Origin of the sequence: Paenibacillus sp. FSL R10-2199 (genome assembly GCF_038000235.1) — a bacterium.
Classification (GTDB): domain Bacteria; phylum Bacillota; class Bacilli; order Paenibacillales; family Paenibacillaceae; genus Paenibacillus_AQ; species Paenibacillus_AQ phytohabitans.
In genome coordinates, this window is the sequence record NZ_JBBOBO010000001.1 from 716,667 (window position 1) to 736,418 (window position 19,752).

Consider the following 19,752-nt stretch of genomic DNA (forward strand, 5'->3'; position numbering starts at 1 on the left):
CTTTGGTTCATGTATTTCTTATTCGATGGCCACAGTTATAGGCCCAGGGTTATTATCATTGCAAATAAGCTCTAATCTTCCCGATCATCTCCTGAACCTCTTCATCCGTCAAATAGGTTTGGCCCGGATTCATCTGGAAGGTGGAACCATAATCCGCCTGCCCGTCGTACTTCGGAACGATGTGCATATGTAGATGATGCAGCTTGTCGCCGTAAGCGCCATAGTTTATTTTATCCGGCCCGAAGGCCTGGTCCACCGCTGCGGCTACCTGCGCAACATCATTCATGAACGCGGACAACTCGCCTGCGGTAAGCTGGAACAGCTCTTTTACATGATCGCGGTAGACCACATTGCATCTGCCCTTATACGTCTGCTCTTTGAACAGAAAGACTGTCGAAACCCCCAGCTCGCAGATTTCAATCATCAGGTTGTCCCGCCGTTCATCCTCCATACAATACATACACTCCTGATTCTTTTCCATATCTTCAGATCCTTTCCCCTCTGGATTACACTGCGATATCTTAGTACACGCTCTATACTGCTCCACAAATCTGCTGCCGACTATTAAAACGGTTACACTCTATCAAATTCCGATGCTCCTGGTTACGCCCGGTGCTGCTTGCGGTACTGCAGCGGAGAGCGCCCCGTAATTCCCTTGAACACCCGCCCGAAATGAGCGATGCTGTCGAAGCCCGTCGCTTCTGCGACCCGGGTGATCGGCCAATCTGTATCCGTCAGCAGCGCCTTCGTCTCGCGGATGCGGACATAATTCAGGTACTCGATAACCGTGAACCCTGTCGTCCGCTTGAACGTCCGGCACAAATACGTGGAGCTAACGAAGAACTGCTCGGCAATCCCGCCAAGGGTAAGCTTCTCGCCGTAGTGGGCATCCAGATATTCAATAATACCGTACACCCGGCGCTGCCCCTCGCTTTGTTCGGGAGAGACCAGGGCGGGCTTCGCCTTGCGTATCCGCTCCAGCTGGATCAGCAGCTGCAGCAGCAGCGTCCTGGTATATTCACTGCCCCACAGCTTAGCCTCCTTCTGTTCACCCAGCATGGCGTAGAGCAAATCAGCAATCACTCCCTGTTCATGCGCAGTAGGCCGCAGCAGGAAGCTCTCCCCCGCAAAGACATTCATCCAGTTCGGCCCGGGAGCAGCCGGTTCCAGATACGAATCATCGAAGCTGACCAGGACCCGTTCATGCGGCTGGTGGTTTCCGCCCGTTGTGCGGTGCAGATGATTTTTGTTAATAAACACCAGGTCTCCGGCCTCCAGCGCGTAAATACGGTTGCGGATATAGTAATGCCGTTCCCCGGACAGCAGATAGTAAATCTCATAGAAATCATGGAAATGGTCAATGTCCATATTGAAGTATCCGCTCCGCTTGAGCTGCTCGATCTGAAAGATGGGCTCCACTCTGCACCAGGCCTCCTGTGAGGATAAGATATGCATACTTTCCGGTTAAATAGACTAAATACCGTACACTTTCTGCATTTCCTATACTATAAAATAGAATCAAATCCAAGTAAATGGAGTGATCCCCTTGTCCAAAAAGAAATATGTAATCGTCGGTACCGGTGGCCGGGCCGAATTTTTCTACGGCGCTCTTGTTACCGTTTACAACGAGACGTCCGAGCTGGTCGCCATCTGTGATGTCAATCAGACGCGGATGAATTTCGCTAACCATATGCTGACTGATAAATACGGCTACCATGAGGTGCCTACCTACAAAGCCGAAGATTTCGACCGGATGATTGCCGAAACCAAGCCTGACTATGTACTGGTAACCACCATTGACCGCACGCATCACAAGTATATTATCCGCGCAATGGAGCTTGGCTGTGACGTCATTTCCGAGAAGCCGATGACGATTGACGAAGAGAAATGCCAGGAGATCTTCGATGCCATCCGGCGCACCGGCAAGAATCTGCGTGTCACCTTCAACTACCGCTATGCGCCGCATAACACGAAGATCCGCGAGGTCATTATGGACGGCGTGCTGGGCGAGATTCTGTCCGTCAATTTTGAATGGCTGCTGAACACCCAGCATGGAGCGGACTATTTCCGCAGATGGCACCGCGATAAGCGGAACAGCGGCGGCCTGCTGGTGCACAAATCGACGCATCACTTCGACCTGATGAACTTCTGGCTCGCTTCACAGCCGGATACAGTGTTCGCCATGGGCGATCTGCGCTTCTACGGCAAGGAGAATGCCGAGAAACGCGGCATCACCGAGTTCTACCAGCGCGCCTACGGCAGCAAAGCTGCCGAGAACGACCCGTTCGCGCTTCATCTGGACCGCAACGAGCACCTGAAGAGCATGTATCTGGATGCCGAGCATGAAGACGGCTACCAGCGCGACCAGAGCGTCTTCGGAGACAATATCAGCATCGAGGATACAATGAATGTTATGGTCAAATATAAGAACAAGACAGTCATGAACTATTCGCTTAACGCGTATATGCCGTGGGAAGGCTTCATCATCGTCTTCAACGGCACGCAGGGACGGATGGAGGTCCGCATTACGGAGCAGTCCTACGTCAATTCTGGCGGCAAAAAAGAGAACGAAGGCGCCCTGGAAGGCGTGAATATCATGATCTATCCGCACTTCAAAGAGCCTTACCGCGTGGAGTTCGAGAGCAGCGCAGGCGGACACGGCGGCGGCGATCCGGTGCTGTTGCGCGATATTTTTGACAAGAAGCAGGAAGACCGCTTCAACCGTGCAGCCTCGCACAAGGACGGCGCAATGTCGATCATGACCGGCATTGCCGCCAACCGCTCCATCAAGACCGGCCAGCCGGTGAAGGTTGATGATATCTGGAAGGCGTAGTTCACCGGTCGGCATCCGTTAAATTATGCAGCAGACCAAAGAACCCATCCTCCGCCTGAACGCGGAGAATGGGTTCTTGTTTATTTTCAGCGGATGCTCGGGACAGGTTTGGCTTAAATGACCTTGTGCTGCAGCCACTTCTCGCCGAGGAAACGCCGTATGAAGATGAAGCCGCGTATCCCCCATTCACAGTTCATGGCCAGCCATACCCCGATAATGCCCATGTTCAGCACAATCCCCAGAATATATCCGAGTACTACACGGAACAGCCACATTGAGAGCATGGAAACAATCGAGGTGAACTTGGAATCACCCGCTGCTCTGAGCGCCGAAGGGGTAATGAAGCTGATCGACCATAACGGAATCTGGGCCAGCGAGTTGATCAGGAAGACGATGAAGATATCCCGGACAATCTCCTGCGGCGGATGGAACATCGATACCAGCGGATTAAATAACGGGAAGATCAGCAGTCCCATCAGTATAAAAGAGGCCGAAGACAGCCACAGGAAGGACTTCACAAATTTGCGTGCATCTTTGACATTGCGGCTTCCTATGCATTGACCGACCACCGTAATCAGCGTCAGGGACAGTGCATTCGCCGGAATCTGCATTACTCCCGCCAGCGTAGAACTGATCGCATTGGTAGCAATCGCATAGGTACCCAGGCTGACGATGAAGATCTGCGTGAGAATTTTCCCGCCGTTGAAGAACATCTGCTCCGCCGCAAACGGCAGGCCGATCGACATGATTCTCCGGAGCATCGTCCAGTTCAGCACCAGCAGGTCACGGATCTTTACATGCAGACTGCTGTCCAGCCGGAAGAGATAGATCAGCGAGCAGGCGGCCGCAAGATACCGCGATATATTAATGGCAATGGTCATTCCGAACACACCCATATGCAGCCCGTTAATGAAGACAAAGTTCAGCAGCACATAGGAGAAATTCATGATCAGTGACAGTACGAGCGATGCCCTCGTCCGCCCGATGCCGCGCAGCGCGCCGCATACCGCCTCCATCACAGCAATCCCCAGATAGGACAAGCTGCTGCCGATCAGATACGTCCGGGCATTGGCCATCACCTCAGGCGAAGCCGCACCGAACAATAAATGCAGCAACGGACCATGGAACACAATTCCGAATAAGCCGATGCAAAAAGCCATCAAAGAAACGGAAGACACCGCTCCGGCGGTCGCCTTGGAGACCATTAGCTCATTGCCGCTCCCTTTGTACTGGGCTACAACGACAGTACCCCCTGTAGATACGGCGATGAACACACTGATCAGAAAAATATTCAGCGAATCTATCATATTCACCGCACTGATTGCTGCTACCCCGGAGGAACTGATCATCGCTGTATTGACGAGATTCAGCCCGACCACGAAGGCCTGGTCCACCAGTACAGGGAGGAATAATGCTATGATCTGGCGATAGTCAATGGATTCTCCGGAGAAATGCTTCTCAAGGAATCGCTGGCTGGGCTTCATATTGCTGCTGGGCTCCATTACAAATTCACTTCTCTTATGTTTAGACTTGTTGCGGCAAACTTCCGCAAAAATAAAAAAAGGCTCTTCAGGAAGAAGAGCTTTCGCTTGCACTACGTATAAAGCTGTATGCGGTCAAGAGGACTCGAACCTCCACGATATTGCTATCACTGGCACCTGAAGCCAGCGCGTCTGCCAATTCCGCCATGACCGCAAAGAAAAGATTCAATGCAATGCAAGAATTAATATATCATGATTTTGCCGGAAGAACAAGAGTTTTTTTATTTTTTTGTTCAAGATAATTATCATAGGAAGATTCGCTGAATAAAGCGGAAATCAGGACAGAGTACTTTAACAGCAGCATCCGGCAGGCGTCCGGAAAAATCCTGTGCATCAACCTGCAGTTGATTTTTTCATCTCCGGGCCTATACTCCAATAAATGGTCATATCAGGAGTTCAGATTATAATAGAGTTACGACGTCGAAATCCATTATAGGAGTTGTACTTTGTATGGTTAGTAGCGAAAAGGTTGGACAAAGGATTGCCACGCTCCGGAGAACAAAAGGCTTGTCACAGGAACAATTAGCGGAACTGCTGCATGTCAGCGCCCAGGCGGTGTCCAAATGGGAAACCGGCAAATCCCTGCCGGAGACGGCGACCCTCCCCCTGCTATCCGCTGCATTAAGCCACTCGATCGACAGCATTCTGCTGCCTCAAGAGCTTGTAGTGCTCTCAGCTATCTACACGGATGGCCGGCAGGAGCTGGATGTTACTCATTTCGTGAATCAATTTGTTACCTCGAACCGCCTAAGCTTAATTGCCGGGGATCAGATTTTTCCCCAATCTTTAGAGGGTGACCGTCTAAAGCTGCTGCTCGTTACCTATGAGACCCCAGCGGGAATCTATTCAACTTATGTGCTGAAGGACCAGCTTTTGGTGATAGATGTTCATTCTACCGGCTATGTCTCCGGCGGCAATGAGCTGCAGATTCTTGAAGCCAAATACGGTAATGAACAGGCGAACCGCAGCGTCTTACAGAAAATGAAGCATTATGAGCATTTCCGGTGGAATTCATTCACCGCCTCACATGAGCTGTTTCCGAGTCTGATTGACAATGAAGGCAATGACTACCTGCTGCTGGTGTACCTGAATGGTCATGGCATTCATGCTATTAGCTGTGCAGAAGGCGAACAGATTCATTACAGTCCGGACCGGGCCTCTCTCTGCCAAAGTGATCCTGCCGATCAGCAGTGCATTGTAGAGGGAGTCAGCCGGCTGGGATTCGGCCGGGGTATGGACTGCTCCTGGGCAGGAGCAATGACGCTCTCACTTGCCGCCAGAGGGATAGAGACAACCTATGAGCGGGTTATGGGCTATTCAGGAGCATGCTGGAGGGTCGCCTTTGAACCAGTGTGGGATTACAGCTCTGCGGATGCGCTAGTCGTCTATGACTACTCCGTGCCAGCCTGCACAGCTTATGGAATACACGCCATCCAGGCCAACCGGCTGGAACCGCAGCAGCGCGCAGCCGAGAAGCTGGCAATTCTCGAGGATATTCGTGCAGGCAGGCTGCCTATAGCCATTAATCTCAGGGTGGCACCTGAATGGGGAGTGATTACCGGATATTTGGAGGATGGCCTAACCCTGCTGTGCCGGAGTTATTTTGACGATGAGACCTTTGAAGCGCTTGAAGCAGACTCCGAATTCCAGATGTATATGGAGGTAAGCAAGGGTTACCTTCATGTCGATCATTGGCCCTATAAGATTATCCGTCTTGGCGAACAGACCATGCTCCCTTCTGCATTGGATAATCTGTATGCTTCCCTTCGGATTAAGCTCGATTCTATGCATATGGAGTCCGAAGGCAATAGCTGTTATACAGCCGGCTACAAGGCTCTGGAAGTATGGAGCGAGGGACTGCTGGACCATCAGTGGTATGCTACAGCGGAGGATGAAGCGTACAGCCGCAGGCTCTCAGTCAACCACTTCTGCATGATGGCGCTGGCCGATGCCAGAAGAAGTGCCGCCGCCTATTTGCAGGAATCTCTGCCTCTGGTGCAGGATCCGCGTGAGCTGACAGCCTTGTCGGAAATGGCCGGGGTATATGCTGAAATGGCTGCTCTGCTCGAAGACTTTTATAAGAATCTTGCCGATCCTGCTGTAGTCCGGAAGACAGGAGCCTCACCCCGGTTTAGCTGGACGGCCCGGCAACGGGAAAAGCAGGCAGAGCTACTGACGCTGGTAGCGTCATTGGAGCGCCGGGGAGATACACTTGCAGAGACAGTGCTTGGCATAACAGAGGATTGACCTGAAATGGCTCAAGGAGAAGCGCTTAGCGCTTCTCCTTGTTTGGGCGGCAGCCCGCGGATTAAGCCAATTTACGGACCGGCCGCAGCACCGCATACCCGTACCCTTCGGGGAAATGGCGCTGATAGTCCTGCTTGACCTCTTCGTCCCATGCATAGCCCATGGCCGCCGGATCATAATTCCAGGCCACTTCCTCTACGATGCGCATCACCTGCCCATTGTCCTGCAAATAATCAAACGGCGGGTGAAAAAAGACCAGATACTCCGATTCCGGCACATCACGGCACTCCATGCCCTCCGGTATTTCACCATCATAGTCTGCTGCAACAGGAATGCCGTACAGGTAACCCTTGCGCCCATCCTGATAGAACCAGCCTGCCGTCTGGCCCAACTGCCCTGGAAGCGTATGATGAGACATGCTCTCCAGCGTTCCGGAGACCTCATCGCAGTCATGCCCGTTCTCCCAGAACCCTCCGTAATTCTTCGAGTCGATATCCCGGATGCCGATGAATTTATGCGCCGGTATGAACTCAAGCTTGATCTCTGCTTCCTGCAAATGCACTTGTCTCATTCTATCCCGCTCCCTGATCAGATAATGATAAGGGGAGAACACCTCGGCCCGAATGGCGAGCGGAATCGGCCGCGGGGCTTTGCGGTAGGCATGGGGAGTAATCTTGAAGGCTCTAAGAAACGCCCGCGAGAATGCCTCCTGTGAAGAAAAGCCGAACTTCACGGCAATATCGAGTATCCGCGTATCCGTATCCCTCAGCTCCAGGGCCGCCCGGCCGATTCTGCGCTGCCAGATGTAATCCCGCAGCGTCATCCCGGTCAGAGCATGAAACTGCTTGGTGCAATAATACGGCGAATATCCCAGCTGTTCAGACATCTTCAGCAGCGTGGGCGAAGCCGCAAGGTCTTCTTCGATCCAGTCAATCATGAGCTGAACCATCTCGTTCCATTCGTACAATGATGTTCCCCTCCTTTCATCAAGAATCATAACAAAGAGCATTTCCCCATATTTGATCTGAATTGCACTGTCCTTACGCCAGCACCGCCGGCTCCATCTTCCCGCCGATAATGATATGCTTCAATACACTATCCCTGCTGAACCCGTTCTTGTCATAGAAGCGGACCGCTGCTTCATTCTCCTCGTTGACATCCAGCCCGATGCGTGTATAACCCAGACCTCTATAGGTCTCCGCCAGATAGGCAATCAACTTCCTGCCCGTTCCCCGGCTTCTCTCATCAGGGCGGATACAGATGTACTCCAGATGGAGGATGCCGGTCAGAGCATTTCTTCTAACAATTATGTATCCTATGAAAGAACCCTCGTTAAGGACAGCGTAGATATCATAATTACTGTTGCCGCTATCCTCTATTTCCGCTGTGATATGCTCTTGTGTCAAAGTCGCTCCCTGGAAGCCTTGATTATGCAGTTCAATAATCTGATCCAGCCACTCCGACTCAGGCTCTGTGACGGGCACAATGGACAGGTCCCCGTAACTGCTGCTATTAAGCGGTAAATCAGTATCCATCGAATAATGATAGTGGGTTCTCACCTTCTCGGTACGATAGCGGGCGGCATATTCAATCAGCGGAACATTATCCGCACGGGTGAACAAGTGGATATACCGGATCGCCGCTGAGTCCGCGGCTTCGCTCAGATACCTGAATAACAGCTGGAGTTCATCCTCAGGGCGGGCGGAATAAAAGGGTCCCCACACTTCTATATCCTCTTGTCCACCGCCTACGTCATAGGTGTCCAATATAATTGCACCCGTGATTTCTTCTCCCTCATACAACACGAGGCTTGCTTCTGCCATACCGTCACTCAGGTCATGAAGAATATCATCAAGTGCGCTGCCCACGTACCCGCATTGCTGGCTTTCAGTATTACGGGCACAGATAAATACCGCCAGATTCCGGATGTCGGTCAAATGCCTCTCCCCCTTGGATTAGAATATAGAAATGGCAGATTATACCACTGCATATTGATATTACGATATTTTTATGGAAAATACAGCACATGGTTGTTCAATTTATTCCGGAAAACTCCATACCCGCACAAGCCGCCTTCCAGGTTCTGAGTAAAATATAGTAAATAGAACAATGAGGTGAGTGACGAATGGCAAATTCAACAAAAATCCGCAAGCGGGCGCAGCAGTTGAAGGGCCGGCCGGTCTGCATTACTTTGCATGATGGACGTTCATATGTAGGATGGATAACAGACCTTAATAAAGAAGCAGTAATCCTCTCCAGAACAAGCACACATCATAAGTCTAAACGGAAATCGTCTTCAGGTGCCCGGAAAGCAGATGTCTCCGGCTTCATGCCTTTACTCGGATCGTTCATGGGCGGGGCAGGCGGAGCTGCCGGTATCGGAGGTCTGGGGAAATTCATGGGAATGTTCGGAATGGTGCAGAAGGCGATGCCTGTCATGAAGATGGGCTACAATATGATTAAGTCGATCCGGCCCTTCCTGGGCGGTCTCAAGGGCTTAATGGGCTAACGCTGTAACGGTATAAGCAGCGGCATAAGCAGAAACGGCTGTGCACTCCTATTGAGGGCGCCAGCCGTTTCTTTTTCAGCTGCTTTTCTGCCAAAAAGGGGGACGTTGCCGGTTTATTTTTTGACCACAATGAAGTTATCTTCTATTAACAGCCAATTCTGCGGAAAAGGCAGACCAAGCTTCCAATAGCTGATGCCCCGGAGACCCAGCTCCTTGATCAAATCGAACTTGGCCTGAATCGAGCGGGCATCTTCGAACCATACCTTATGCTGCCGGCCTGCGTCATCGGTGTAATCGAAATGCGGAGCCTGGGCTTTATAGTCGTACTGAATGGCGGCATTCCTGTTCCTCGCCAGATCAATTGCCGCCTGCGGGCTAAGTGCTTTGGCATACTCTCCGCCAGCCACATAAGGCAAAGTCCAATCGTAGCCGTACAGATTCTGGCCCATCATAATTTTGCCGGGGGGAATTTCACTGGCCGCATACGTCAGCACCTGACGCACCGGTCCTATAGGCGAAACGGCCATCGGCGGGCCTCCGCTGTATCCCCATTCGTAGGTCATAATAATGACAAAATCAGCAACCTGGCCATGCACTTTATAGTCATGCGCCGTATACCAGGCCCCGGTTTGGGAGGCACTGGTTTTGGGAGCAAGTGCAGTCGACAGCAGGAAGCCCTCCTTGTGAATGATGTCCGCTGCCTTGCGCAAAAAGGCATTATACGCTTCGCGGTCCTCCGGCCGGAGGAATTCCAGGTCAAAGTGGATATCTCTGAAATTCAGCCGCTTCGCCTCTGTCACAATGTTCTCCAGCAGCCGGTCCTGCACCGCTACATCATTCAGTATAATCCGTCCCAGCTCCGAGCTGAACTGGGCATCCTCCAGATTCGTGACGACCAGCATCAGCGTGACCCGGTTCTGCGCCGCGATTGAAGCCAGATTATCCAGCGGCGGCGCCTGCAGCGAGCCGTCCCGCTTAATCCGGAAACTAAACGGAGCCAGATACGTAAGCTCAGGGGCAGCTTCTGCGGCAGCATTCTGCAGCGCCTGGGAGACCGCTTCCCCTCTCGGCTCAATATAGGCATTCACTTCTGCCTGCCGCCTTGGCACAGGAGGTATGTACAGGCGGAACCCGGCCTGCAGCGGCAGGTTCAGCGTCAGCCCGTTCACTTCTGCCAGATCGCTGGCCTTCAGGCCGAATCTCTTCGCGATACTATAGAAGCTATCCCCCTGTTGAACCCAATAATACTGGCCTACGATAGGAATCACCAGCGTTTGTCTAATGACCAGTCTCTCTGGCGCAGACAACTGATTCGCCTCAGTTATCGTATCCATGTTCACGCCATAAGCATCAGCGATCCCATACAGCGTCTGTCCCGGCTGCACAACATGTATTTGCATCTTTCCATGCTCACCCCTTCATAGTAGCAGTTATACCCCTATTTTATTCGGCAGTGCTGCAGGTATGCGGACGCAAAAAGACACCCCGGAGGGTGTCCTGAAATTAAAAGCTGTTACACCTGCTTGAATTCAATCCACTCAATTTCCAGACCCGGTTTGACGAAGTCCAGCTTCATTTCATACAGACCGGCCTCAAGTCCGATCTTGACCAGCTTCTGTCTGATCCATTTGCCTTCTGTCCCGTTCGTCTGAATGGTGGTCACTGGCTGTCCGTTCAGGGTCACGTTGCAGGCGCTTTGGGCAAGCTCGGGTTCCGGGGACATGATGCTGACGAAGATCCGGTACTCACCGGCTTCATCCGCCTGGATATAGGTTGGTCCAGACACACTAGGTGCAACCTGTGCGTTCTGGCTCAACACCTGAACCTGCTCAACCACCAGGGAAGAGTCTGCCTTAAAGGTCTCGACAGCTTCTACAATCTCATGCTTTCTGGAGAAGACCGGTGCCTGCATGATGAATTCGCAAATGTTGATGGCCGAGCGCTGAAGCTCGCCACGGGTAAGTGTTCCATTCTCCAATGATTCGAGCGTATTGTCATCATAGGCGTTGACTTCCGCACCATAATTGGATACTACCATGTATAGATCGTTCTGTGCCCGGACCATCCAGTTCGTGTTCTTGCGGTCCGCAGCGCCTCCATTCACGACATCATTCATGATTGCCCACCAGTCGGTCATTACAATCCCCCGGAAGCCCCATTCACCGCGCAGCAGCGTGGTATTCAGATCATAGTTAGAAGCTGCCCAGTGTCCGTTGACCGGATTATAGGAGGTCATGATCGAATTCGCACCGCCCTGCTTCACAGCAATTTCGAAGCCCTTCAGGTAAATCTCGCGCAGCGCGCGTTCGGATACGACAGCATCCACTTTGCTGCGGTGCTTCTCCTGGTTGTTGCAGGCGAAGTGCTTCAGCGTGGCATTGGAGCCGCCCTTCATAATACCGCGCGTGCATGCGGCAGCGAAGATCCCTGAGATCAGCGGGTCTTCAGAGAAATATTCGAAGTTACGCCCGTTCAGCGGACTGCGGCGGATATTAAGACCCGGTCCCAGCAATGCATCCACCTGGTTGCGCAATAATTCCTGGCCTTCCATAACATACAGCTCTTCAACCAGTTCTGCATTCCATGTAGCAGCAAGCAGGGTGCCAATCGATACCTGGGTTGCCTTCTGTCCGCTGTCCATCCGGATACCGGACGGGCCGTCTGCTGTAGCGGCAACCGGAATACCGTAACTGAACAGGCTGTCGCTGACTCCGCCGAAAGCCGAAGCCGTCCCCGGCGTAACCAGCGGACTGCTCATTCCTTCGCCTCTGACAATGGCCGCCAGATCATGGTCGCTGAGCTGGGCAATGAACGTATTCATGCTGACTTTGCCTTCATGAACATCTCGCAAGGTATGGCCCTGATTGCCGGTCTGTACCAATGTCTCCGGAAGATTGCTTTCAATCCGCGCTGCCATATCTACCTTGCGTACCGGCACCTCAGCAGAGATCAGTTCATAAGAACCGTCTTCCTTCCGGGCCCCCGGTTTCATTCTCTTGAAGCTCTCAGTCGGTGCCATCGCCTCTTGCAGCTGCTCTACAACCTTAAGCTCATCCAGAACATAACCTGCTTGTCCATCTACGTTAACTTCCGTCACGGCTTTAACACTGGTTCCCACGTAGAAGCGGTAGGTTCCAGCTTCCAGTACATAAGCGGAAGGATGCCCTGTCACTCCGGCGTCATCATACGAAGCCAGAGAATGGAGCGGGAAGCTTACCGTAAGGTGCTGGGACTCTCCCGGCTCAAGCAGCTTGGTCTTCCCGAATGCCGCCAGCGCTTTGGCTGGTTTGCCCAGTTGTCCCTGCGGCGCTTCATAATATACCTGCACCACTTCTTTACCGGAGTAGGTATCTCCTGTATTGGTTACAGTTACACCGATCTGAATCTGTGGTTCACCCGCCTGGTCCACCAGCTTCGCTTCCTCCGGCGCAAGCTCAAAGGCGGTGTAGGAGATGCCATAGCCGAATTCATACTGAACCTTATCCGGACAGAAGGTCTCGAAATAACGGTATCCTACATAGATATCTTCCTCATACAGGTTCTTGAACTCATTGCCGTAGTTGCTTGTGGACGGGTAATCCTCAATGGAATACGCGATCGTATCCGTCAGCTTGCCGCTTGGCGTCACCTCTCCGGCCAGTACATCGGCAATCGCATTGCCGCCTTCCATACCGCCATGCCAGGAATAGATCACAGCAGAGATGGGATGTACATATCCGGCATCGTTAACCCAGCTCATATCCATAATATTCGAGACATTGAGCACAACAACAATCTGTTCAAAATGAGCCGTAACCTGCGTAAGCATAGCCTTCTCATCTTCCGTCAACCGGTAGCTTCCCGGTGCATCGGCATTGTCCTGATCCTCACCGGCGGTACGTCCAATCACTACAACAGCCTTGGCCGACTGGCTTCTTGCTTTCTTCACCAGCTCATCCGTAAGCGGCATTTCCTTCTGGTTCCACGGCTCAGCCGCCCATACTTTTCCGCCGTCGTCAAACGGGTTAAGTCCGATCCAATCCTCGTAAGCTGCTGCCAGTTCTTCATTAACACTGATGTTCTTCTTGCTGCGCAGACCGTCGAGCAGGTTAGTCGTATATGCAACATGAACACTTCCGCCTGATCCTGTACCGCTGCGGTAGTAATTCACTTGTATTCTGCCAAAAATGGCAACGCTCTCGCCGTTTCCAAGCGGAAGCACCTGCCCCTCATTCTTAAGCAACACCGTGCCCTCTGCGGCTACTACCCGGCTAAATTCTGCAAAACCCTCTAACGGCACTCCGATATTCTGTGTACTCAATTGGTTTCCTCCTGTTTGTTCGTTTCCCAACGTGTATTGATTCTATAGATAACACCCTCCCTTACGGGATTCACGATATCTTGAACCTTTGTTGTTATTTATATAGCATATCCTTCTAAGAATAAAAGCTACAGCCCTAATATACAAGCTCTGCAGCTTAAAAAGCAAAACCGGGCAACCGCATTCTCTTCGCCCGGAACCCCTCTTAAGAACAAAATCGCCCGGAGGGCGAATCAGCACCTTACTACATTAGATTAGTTCCTTGATCACCGTTGCCGGCTAAATTCCCATTAAAATTAGTAGTGACATACAATGGTGGTCATAGGGGTATCATGCATTCCGCATAATTAATTGGAAAAACGTATCCTAATTTAGGTTTATTCGAGAGGTAGACGTAATTAAATGGATAAACGTCATTTATTCTGTTGCATTATCTCGACTCTGATCTATTTGTAGCCTATTAAGTGCTGTTTTTCCAACTGTTGCTTGGCAAAGGCTCTTACGTTCATTAGCAAGTGGACAAAATCCATCTATTTCTGGCCGCCGCCGCAGCCCTCCCCTCCAATGCTGTTTCCATCTAAGGTTTGGGGAATGGTGTAATTCCCCAAACCATGAAAAAAGACACCTGTGCGGGTGTCTTCAAATGTTCTCGCATACAATTCGTTTCACCCGGGGAACTTACGGACTTCTATTTATTTGCGGCGGCGGCTCTTCATCATACGGTTATACATTACAAGAGCGGCAACAACCATGCCAAGCATGGCGACGCTGCTTGCCGATTCCTGCGACATCCCAAACATCAGACAAATACTTGAAACCAAGGTTCTCGTAAGCAACGCAACCGCAATCAGCATGATTGGCCGCCAAATGTTGTATCCTCTCATTCCCAGCAACACTCCTAACCCAATTTTCAGAAACAGTACAGTTCTAAATGCTATGAACCATTAGAAACTATTATAGCATAATAAGGAATGCGCATACATTCTGCACGGGTAACCGGCACATAGAGATGCCTTTGACAAGAACATACGTTCGTTATATACTTTCCTCTATGAGGGGGCTTGTGATCGTGGATGTTATGGAGAAACTTGAGATTCTGACCGCTTCGGCCAAATATGATGTAGCCTGCACTTCAAGCGGTTCAGACCGCAAAGGCCAGGCCGGAAGCTTGGGCAGTACTGCTGCAATGGGCATCTGCCACAGCTTTGCGGCGGACGGCCGCTGTATTTCGCTGCTGAAGGTGCTTATGACCAACGCCTGTGTATATGATTGTGCCTATTGCATTAACCGCAAATCCAATCCCGTCCGCCGGGCGGCTTTTACCCCCGAAGAGATCGCGGATCTTACCATGCAGTTCTACCGCCGCAATTACATAGAAGGGCTGTTCCTCAGCTCAGGGATTATGCGCAATCCGGATTATACAACCGAGCAACTGATAGCAGCACTGGAGCTGCTGCGGAATGTGTACCATTTCAACGGCTATATTCATGTAAAAGCGATTCCCGGATCTGACGACGCCCTGCTGTCCAGACTCGGACTGCTTGCTGACCGCATGAGCGTCAATATCGAGCTGCCCTCGCAGGAGAGTCTCGGGGTTCTCGCTCCCGACAAGAGCAAAGTATCCATTCTGAAGCCGATGGGGCTGATTAAAGACCGGATTACGGAGAACAGCTCCGATATCGTAAAATATAATCACGCTCCCCGCTTCGCTCCCGCCGGCCAGAGCACACAGATGATTGTGGGCGCCTCGCCCGATACGGATTATCAAATTCTGAATCTAACGGAGGGCCTGTACAAGAAGTACGCATTGAAGCGCGTGTTTTTCTCTGCCTATACCCCGGTGATCGAGGATTCGCTGCTGCCCTCTTTGGACACCGAACCTCCGCTGCTGCGGGAGCACCGGCTCTATCAGGCTGATTGGCTGCTGCGCTTCTACGGCTTTCAGGCAAGCGAATTATTGGACGAAGCCGTACCCAACTTCAATCCGCTGCTTGATCCGAAATGCAGCTGGGCCGTTAACCACCGGGAGCAGTTCCCGGTTGAGATCAACCGCGCTCCGTATGAAATGCTGCTGCGTGTACCCGGTATCGGCGTAAGGAGCGCACAGCGGATAGTGAAGGCAAGACGGGCGGGAACGCTGGATTTCCAAGCGCTGAAGAAGCTTGGCGTCGTGCTCAAGCGGGCCCAATTCTTCATCACCTGCAAGGGCAAACCGCTGGAAGGGCTGAAAGTCAGTGAACATACCCTGCTTCGTTCGCTAATGTCCGGCCAACAGCTGGCCCCCTATCAGCCGCACCAAGTTGAGCAGCTGACCTTGTTCGACGACCACTACGCATCGGCCTTGCCGGCAGCAGAAGGATGGGCAGGGTTCAAGAAAGGAGCGGAAGCCTGATGTTCAAGCCGTCCGTTCTGGCTTATACCTATGATGGCAGCTTCCAGGGCCTGCTGTGCTGTGTATTTGAGAGTTATACCTGGAAGGAGATTCCGCTGGCCGTTCATTCAGAGGGCGAGGAGCAGGGCCTGCTGCTGGAATCGAAGTGGATCGAAACTGACCACGCCAAAGCAGAGAGAGTCCTGAAGTCTATCCCGATCCGGATCAGCCAGGAAGCGGAGGAACTGGTCCGTCTGGGGTTCTGGTCAAACACACCGGGGAAGGAACTGCTGCTGCTGAATTTTCTGTATCTCGGCTTCAAGCATGGCCGCAAGGTGATGAATATGCTGGCCGATGATACGGTGCACGCCTTACAGAAGGCGGTTCAGCAGCTTCGGCGGGAAGGTCATCTGTATCTGGGTTTTGTCCGTTTCTCCGTATACGGTCCGGTCATGGCTGCGGTTATTGAGCCGCAGGGATACATCCTTCCTGTGATTCAGGAGCATTTCTGCGACCGGTTTCAGGGCGAGAGCTTCATGATCTACGACCAGACTCATGAAGTAGCGCTGATTCATGAACCCGGACGGGAGGCTATCATACCGCTAAGCGGTTGGATAGCACCTGAGCCGGATGAAGCAGAAGAAGCCTATCGCCGCTTATGGACAGGCTTCTATCATGCGATCGGGATTAAAGAACGCCGAAACGACCGCCTGCGCACCTCACTGATGCCCAAGCGGTACTGGAAGCATATGGTTGAGATGAACGGCAGCAATGGCGTCCCTGCACTCGCTGCTGCGCAGCGGAAGAAGGCGCTACAGCCGGAGCCGCCGAAGACCATCGGCCCGCTCCCTGCTTCACTCAGACAAACAAATACTCATACTTAAGTATTTGTGACCTGAGCACCTTGGACACTCTGCCCAGTTCCTTATCATTTTGCTCTATGAATTGCAGTACAGAGTAGCGATTAAACCGGAGGGTTGTATCAAGTGCACGGGCCTGTTTGGAGAAATCTTTGCTGAACGGTTTGGCTTTGACGCTTCGCAAAGCAACATCTATTGGCATACTTAAAGAATAATCTGCCGTGTCTGATAATAGACTTAATCCATGATCGAAATAGGGACAAAGCTGATATCCTGAATTCCCGTGAATAAAGGCGATATTGTTCAAGTCGGATAATCAACACTATCATTTTCTCTCAAAATGCATTGGTTATAATATTATCCAGCACAAAAAGAGTGCCCCGCAGTCATTATCATGACCACCCGGAGCACTCCCTTCTTGAGAACTTACTATTTAATTCAATTTACACGTGTGAACGTTAATTAGTTCAAAGCCTTCCATACCCAGTTCTCAACCTCTGGAAGATCGATGCCTTCTTCACGGATGTATTGGTTATGTTTCTTCACCATGGCATCCATTTCATCAGCAATCGCCTGATATTTGCCGGCCTCCGGCAAGCTCAGCACAGCTTCCTTCGTGAGGTCGAAGCGGTCCATCTGGTTGAGTACGCGCATATCGAACGGTGTAGTGATGTCGCCATTCTCGCGGTAGCCATGTACATGCAGGTTATGGTTGTGGCGGTCGAAGAACAGGTCTTTGATCAGGCCTTCATAGCCGTGGAAGGCAAAGATGACCGGTTTATCCTTTGTGAAAAATTGATCAAACTCCTCGTCAGATAAGCCGCGCGGATCGAGCTTTTGGCTTCTCAGCTTCAGCAGATCTACCACGTTGATATAGCGGATTTTCAGCTCAGGCAGCTTCTCATGTAGAATCGAGATTGCAGCCAAGCTCTCCATAGTAGGTTCTGTACCCGACGAAGCAATAACCACATCCGGCTCTCCGCCCTTGTCGGTGCTTGCCCAGTCAATGATTTTGAGGCCTTTGTCCACCAGTTCCTGAGCTTCATCTGCCGAGAACCACTGCGGACGCGGGTGCTTGGACGATACAATCAGGTTGATCTTCTGACGGTCATTCAGAATGGTGTCGAAGACAGCCAGCAAGGAGTTGGCATCCGCCGGCAGATACTCACGGATAAATTCCGGCTTCTTGTCAGCCAGATGACCCAGCAGACCCGGATCCTGGTGAGTATAACCGTTATGATCCTGCTGGAACACAGTTGATGTGGCAATGACGTTCAAGGACGGGATATCTGCGCGCCAAGTTTGATCTGTAGCCTTGCGCAGCCATTTGAAGTGCTGGGTAATCATCGAATCAACAACGCGCAGGAACGCTTCATAGCTGGCGAAGAATCCGTGACGTCCGGTCAATACATAACCTTCGAGGAAGCCTTCCGCCTGATGCTCGGATAATTGGGAATCAATAACACGGCCGTAAGGAGCCAGGAATTCATCCTGCGGTTCCTGGATGGAATCCATCCACTGGCGTTTGGTTACTTCAAACACAGGTCCCAGACGGTTCGACATCGTTTCATCCGGTCCGAAAATTCTGAAGTTGCGGTTCTCTTCGTTGAGCGTTACAACCTCCTTCAGGTATTTGCCCAGTACAGCCATATCCTGCGCGATCACTTGACCCGGTACGGAATTATCCAGTGCATAGTTGCGGAAATTCGGCTTGTGCAGATCTTTAATCAGGTTACCGGCGTTCGTTACAGGGTTCATCCCCATACGTCTGTTACCAGTAGGCAGAATCTCAGCCAGATCAGCGTTCAAACGGCCATTCTCATCAAATAGTTCTTCAGGTCTGTAGCTGTTCAGCCATTCGAGCAATGCAGGCGCATGCTTCATGTTCTTCTGATCTACCGGAATCGGCACCTGATGGGCCCGGAAGGAGCCTTCATTCGGCACACCGTCCCACGCTTTCGGACCGGTCCAGCCTTTAGGTGTACGGAAGACCAGCATCGGCCAAGCAGGGCGTGTGGTATCGTTATTTTCACGGGCATTCTTCTGAATCGCTTCGATCTTCTCAATAATGGTGTCCAGAACCTTAGCCATTTCCGGGTGCATCAGATCAGGATTCTCGCCTTCCACGAAGAACGGTTCCCAGCCGCTTCCTGCAAAATAAGCCGTTAACTCTTCTCTGGACATCCGGGACAGAATGGTCGGGTTGCTGATCTTGAAGCCGTTCAAATGCAGAATCGGCAGCACCGCGCCATCTGTAATCGGGTTAATGAACCGGTTGGAGAACCAGGAAGCCGCCAGAGGTCCGGTCTCTGCTTCGCCGTCACCTACAACAACTGCCGAGATCAGGTTCGGATTATCCAGAACTGCGCCCACACTGTGAGACAAGGAGTAACCCAGCTCGCCGCCTTCATGAATCGATCCTGGTGTTTCTGGGGCAGCATGGGAAGCCACTCCGCCCGGGAAGGAGAACTGTTTGAACAATTTCTTCAGTCCAGGGATATCCTGAGTGATCTGCGGGTAGATTTCGGTGTAGCTTCCGTCCAGATAGGAGTTCGATACCATAACCTGGCCGCCATGCCCCGGACCTTCAATATAGAACATATCCAAATCATATTTAGTAATTACGCGGTTCAGATGCGCGTAGATAAAGTTCTGCCCAGGGATGGTGCCCCAGTGTCCGATCGGCTTCACTTTTACGTCTGCGTCCTTCAAAGGTTCTCTTAACAACGGGTTATCCTTCAAATAGAGCTGACCCACGGAGATGTAGTTCGTTGCGCGCCAGTAGGCGTCAAGCTTTGCCAAATAAGTTTTAGAAGAATAATCCACCTGTGCGATTGATAATCCCATTTCTTCCACTCCCTAATTTTTATCTTTGTATTTTGAATGTATCACTTCTACAGTTACATCATACTCCTGACTTTAATAAATTCAATCTTTTTAGCAATTGATACGGTCCAATATTGTGAAATTTTGAACATAGTATGAAATCGGGAGCAATAAATTTATATATAACCTTTATTTTATGATTTATGTAAATAAATTCTAATCAAATTTTCGATGAAAAAACTTCTAAAGCATCTCCCTTCTGGAC

General features: G+C 51.4%; 15 protein-coding genes and 1 tRNA gene. 5 read left to right on the forward strand and 11 right to left on the reverse strand.

The window, feature by feature from the left end; translation table 11 throughout:
* Nucleotides 1-55 precede the first annotated feature (55 nt).
* A complete protein-coding gene (locus NYE33_RS03015; protein WP_231575262.1) occupies nucleotides 56-451 on the reverse strand; it encodes an HIT family protein in 396 nt (131 codons plus the stop codon).
* 152 nt (nucleotides 452-603) lie between these two features.
* On the reverse strand, nucleotides 604-1,419 hold the full coding sequence (locus tag NYE33_RS03020; RefSeq protein WP_341064726.1) for an AraC family transcriptional regulator: 816 nt from the start codon (nucleotides 1,417-1,419) through the stop codon (nucleotides 604-606).
* Between the two features lie 127 nt (nucleotides 1,420-1,546).
* On the opposite strand from NYE33_RS03020, the gene NYE33_RS03025 reads away from it, so the two are divergent.
* Complete coding sequence (locus tag NYE33_RS03025; protein WP_039296914.1) at nucleotides 1,547-2,833, forward strand: Gfo/Idh/MocA family oxidoreductase; 1,287 nt, start codon at nucleotides 1,547-1,549, stop codon at nucleotides 2,831-2,833.
* A 113-nt stretch (nucleotides 2,834-2,946) separates the two neighbouring features.
* Here the strand turns inward: NYE33_RS03025 and NYE33_RS03030 are convergent, their stop codons facing one another.
* Both NYE33_RS03030 and NYE33_RS03035 read right to left on the reverse strand, forming a co-directional pair.
* The gene (locus tag NYE33_RS03030; protein WP_076243450.1) at nucleotides 2,947-4,335 is read right to left on the reverse strand and encodes an MATE family efflux transporter; all 1,389 of its coding nucleotides are present in this window, start codon (nucleotides 4,333-4,335) and stop codon (nucleotides 2,947-2,949) included.
* A gap of 109 nt (nucleotides 4,336-4,444) precedes the next feature.
* Nucleotides 4,445-4,528: transfer RNA gene (locus NYE33_RS03035), tRNA-Leu, on the reverse strand.
* A gap of 296 nt (nucleotides 4,529-4,824) precedes the next feature.
* On the opposite strand from NYE33_RS03035, the gene NYE33_RS03040 reads away from it, so the two are divergent.
* Complete coding sequence (locus tag NYE33_RS03040; protein ID WP_341064727.1) at nucleotides 4,825-6,621, forward strand: helix-turn-helix domain-containing protein; 1,797 nt, start codon at nucleotides 4,825-4,827, stop codon at nucleotides 6,619-6,621.
* Between the two features lie 61 nt (nucleotides 6,622-6,682).
* On the opposite strand, the gene NYE33_RS03045 is transcribed toward NYE33_RS03040, so the two are convergent.
* Nucleotides 6,683-7,588: an AraC family transcriptional regulator gene (locus tag NYE33_RS03045; RefSeq protein ID WP_171716343.1), complete on the reverse strand. Its 906-nt coding sequence runs from the start codon at nucleotides 7,586-7,588 to the stop codon at nucleotides 6,683-6,685.
* 73 nt (nucleotides 7,589-7,661) lie between these two features.
* Nucleotides 7,662-8,558 (reverse strand): GNAT family N-acetyltransferase, encoded by an 897-nt coding sequence (locus NYE33_RS03050; protein WP_341064728.1) that lies wholly within the window; start codon nucleotides 8,556-8,558, stop codon nucleotides 7,662-7,664.
* Between the two features lie 188 nt (nucleotides 8,559-8,746).
* On the opposite strand from NYE33_RS03050, the gene NYE33_RS03055 reads away from it, so the two are divergent.
* Nucleotides 8,747-9,130 carry a hypothetical protein gene (locus tag NYE33_RS03055; protein ID WP_042132815.1) on the forward strand — a complete coding sequence of 128 codons (384 nt, stop codon included), beginning with the start codon at nucleotides 8,747-8,749 and terminating at the stop codon, nucleotides 9,128-9,130.
* 113 nt (nucleotides 9,131-9,243) lie between these two features.
* Here NYE33_RS03055 and NYE33_RS03060 read toward each other — a convergent pair whose 3' ends face one another.
* From NYE33_RS03060 to NYE33_RS03070, 3 genes are all read right to left on the reverse strand, one after another.
* Entirely contained in the window at nucleotides 9,244-10,530 is a 1,287-nt protein-coding gene (locus tag NYE33_RS03060) for a glycoside hydrolase family 18 protein (protein ID WP_341064729.1), read from the reverse strand.
* Nucleotides 10,531-10,643: 113 nt separating this feature from the next.
* On the reverse strand, nucleotides 10,644-13,430 hold the full coding sequence (locus NYE33_RS03065) for a glycoside hydrolase family 3 C-terminal domain-containing protein (RefSeq protein ID WP_341064731.1): 2,787 nt from the start codon (nucleotides 13,428-13,430) through the stop codon (nucleotides 10,644-10,646).
* A gap of 692 nt (nucleotides 13,431-14,122) precedes the next feature.
* On the reverse strand, nucleotides 14,123-14,314 hold the full coding sequence (locus NYE33_RS03070; protein WP_039296893.1) for a hypothetical protein: 192 nt from the start codon (nucleotides 14,312-14,314) through the stop codon (nucleotides 14,123-14,125).
* 194 nt (nucleotides 14,315-14,508) lie between these two features.
* On the opposite strand from NYE33_RS03070, the gene NYE33_RS03075 reads away from it, so the two are divergent.
* Entirely contained in the window at nucleotides 14,509-15,822 is a 1,314-nt protein-coding gene (locus tag NYE33_RS03075; protein ID WP_336102189.1) for a putative DNA modification/repair radical SAM protein, read from the forward strand.
* The gene (locus tag NYE33_RS03080; protein ID WP_341064733.1) at nucleotides 15,822-16,685 is read left to right on the forward strand and encodes a TIGR03915 family putative DNA repair protein; all 864 of its coding nucleotides are present in this window, start codon (nucleotides 15,822-15,824) and stop codon (nucleotides 16,683-16,685) included. Before NYE33_RS03075 ends, NYE33_RS03080 begins: the two co-directional genes overlap by 1 nt.
* Here NYE33_RS03080 and NYE33_RS03085 read toward each other — a convergent pair.
* On the reverse strand, nucleotides 16,660-16,968 hold the full coding sequence (locus NYE33_RS03085) for a hypothetical protein (RefSeq protein WP_341064735.1): 309 nt from the start codon (nucleotides 16,966-16,968) through the stop codon (nucleotides 16,660-16,662). The two genes, NYE33_RS03080 and NYE33_RS03085, sit on opposite strands and share 26 nt — an antisense overlap.
* A gap of 155 nt (nucleotides 16,969-17,123) precedes the next feature.
* Nucleotides 17,124-19,508, reverse strand: coding sequence for a phosphoketolase family protein (locus NYE33_RS03090; RefSeq protein ID WP_341064737.1), 2,385 nt, complete (start codon nucleotides 19,506-19,508; stop codon nucleotides 17,124-17,126).
* Between the last annotated feature and the right edge of the window lie 244 nt (nucleotides 19,509-19,752).

What these genes read in the sequence shown, in the direction of transcription:
- NYE33_RS03040 (WP_341064727.1), top strand. Translation starts at nt 4,825, where the DNA reads ATGGTTAGTAGCGAAAAGGTTGGACAAAGGATTGCCACGCTCCGGAGA.
- NYE33_RS03080 (WP_341064733.1), top strand. Translation starts at nt 15,822, where the DNA reads ATGTTCAAGCCGTCCGTTCTGGCTTATACCTATGATGGCAGCTTCCAG.
- NYE33_RS03075 (WP_336102189.1), top strand. Translation starts at nt 14,509, where the DNA reads ATGGAGAAACTTGAGATTCTGACCGCTTCGGCCAAATATGATGTAGCC.
- NYE33_RS03055 (WP_042132815.1), top strand. Translation starts at nt 8,747, where the DNA reads ATGGCAAATTCAACAAAAATCCGCAAGCGGGCGCAGCAGTTGAAGGGC.
- NYE33_RS03090 (WP_341064737.1), bottom strand. Translation starts at nt 19,508, where the DNA reads ATGGGATTATCAATCGCACAGGTGGATTATTCTTCTAAAACTTATTTG.
- NYE33_RS03060 (WP_341064729.1), bottom strand. Translation starts at nt 10,530, where the DNA reads ATGCAAATACATGTTGTGCAGCCGGGACAGACGCTGTATGGGATCGCT.
- NYE33_RS03030 (WP_076243450.1), bottom strand. Translation starts at nt 4,335, where the DNA reads ATGGAGCCCAGCAGCAATATGAAGCCCAGCCAGCGATTCCTTGAGAAG.
- NYE33_RS03070 (WP_039296893.1), bottom strand. Translation starts at nt 14,314, where the DNA reads ATGAGAGGATACAACATTTGGCGGCCAATCATGCTGATTGCGGTTGCG.
- NYE33_RS03015 (WP_231575262.1), bottom strand. Translation starts at nt 451, where the DNA reads ATGGAGGATGAACGGCGGGACAACCTGATGATTGAAATCTGCGAGCTG.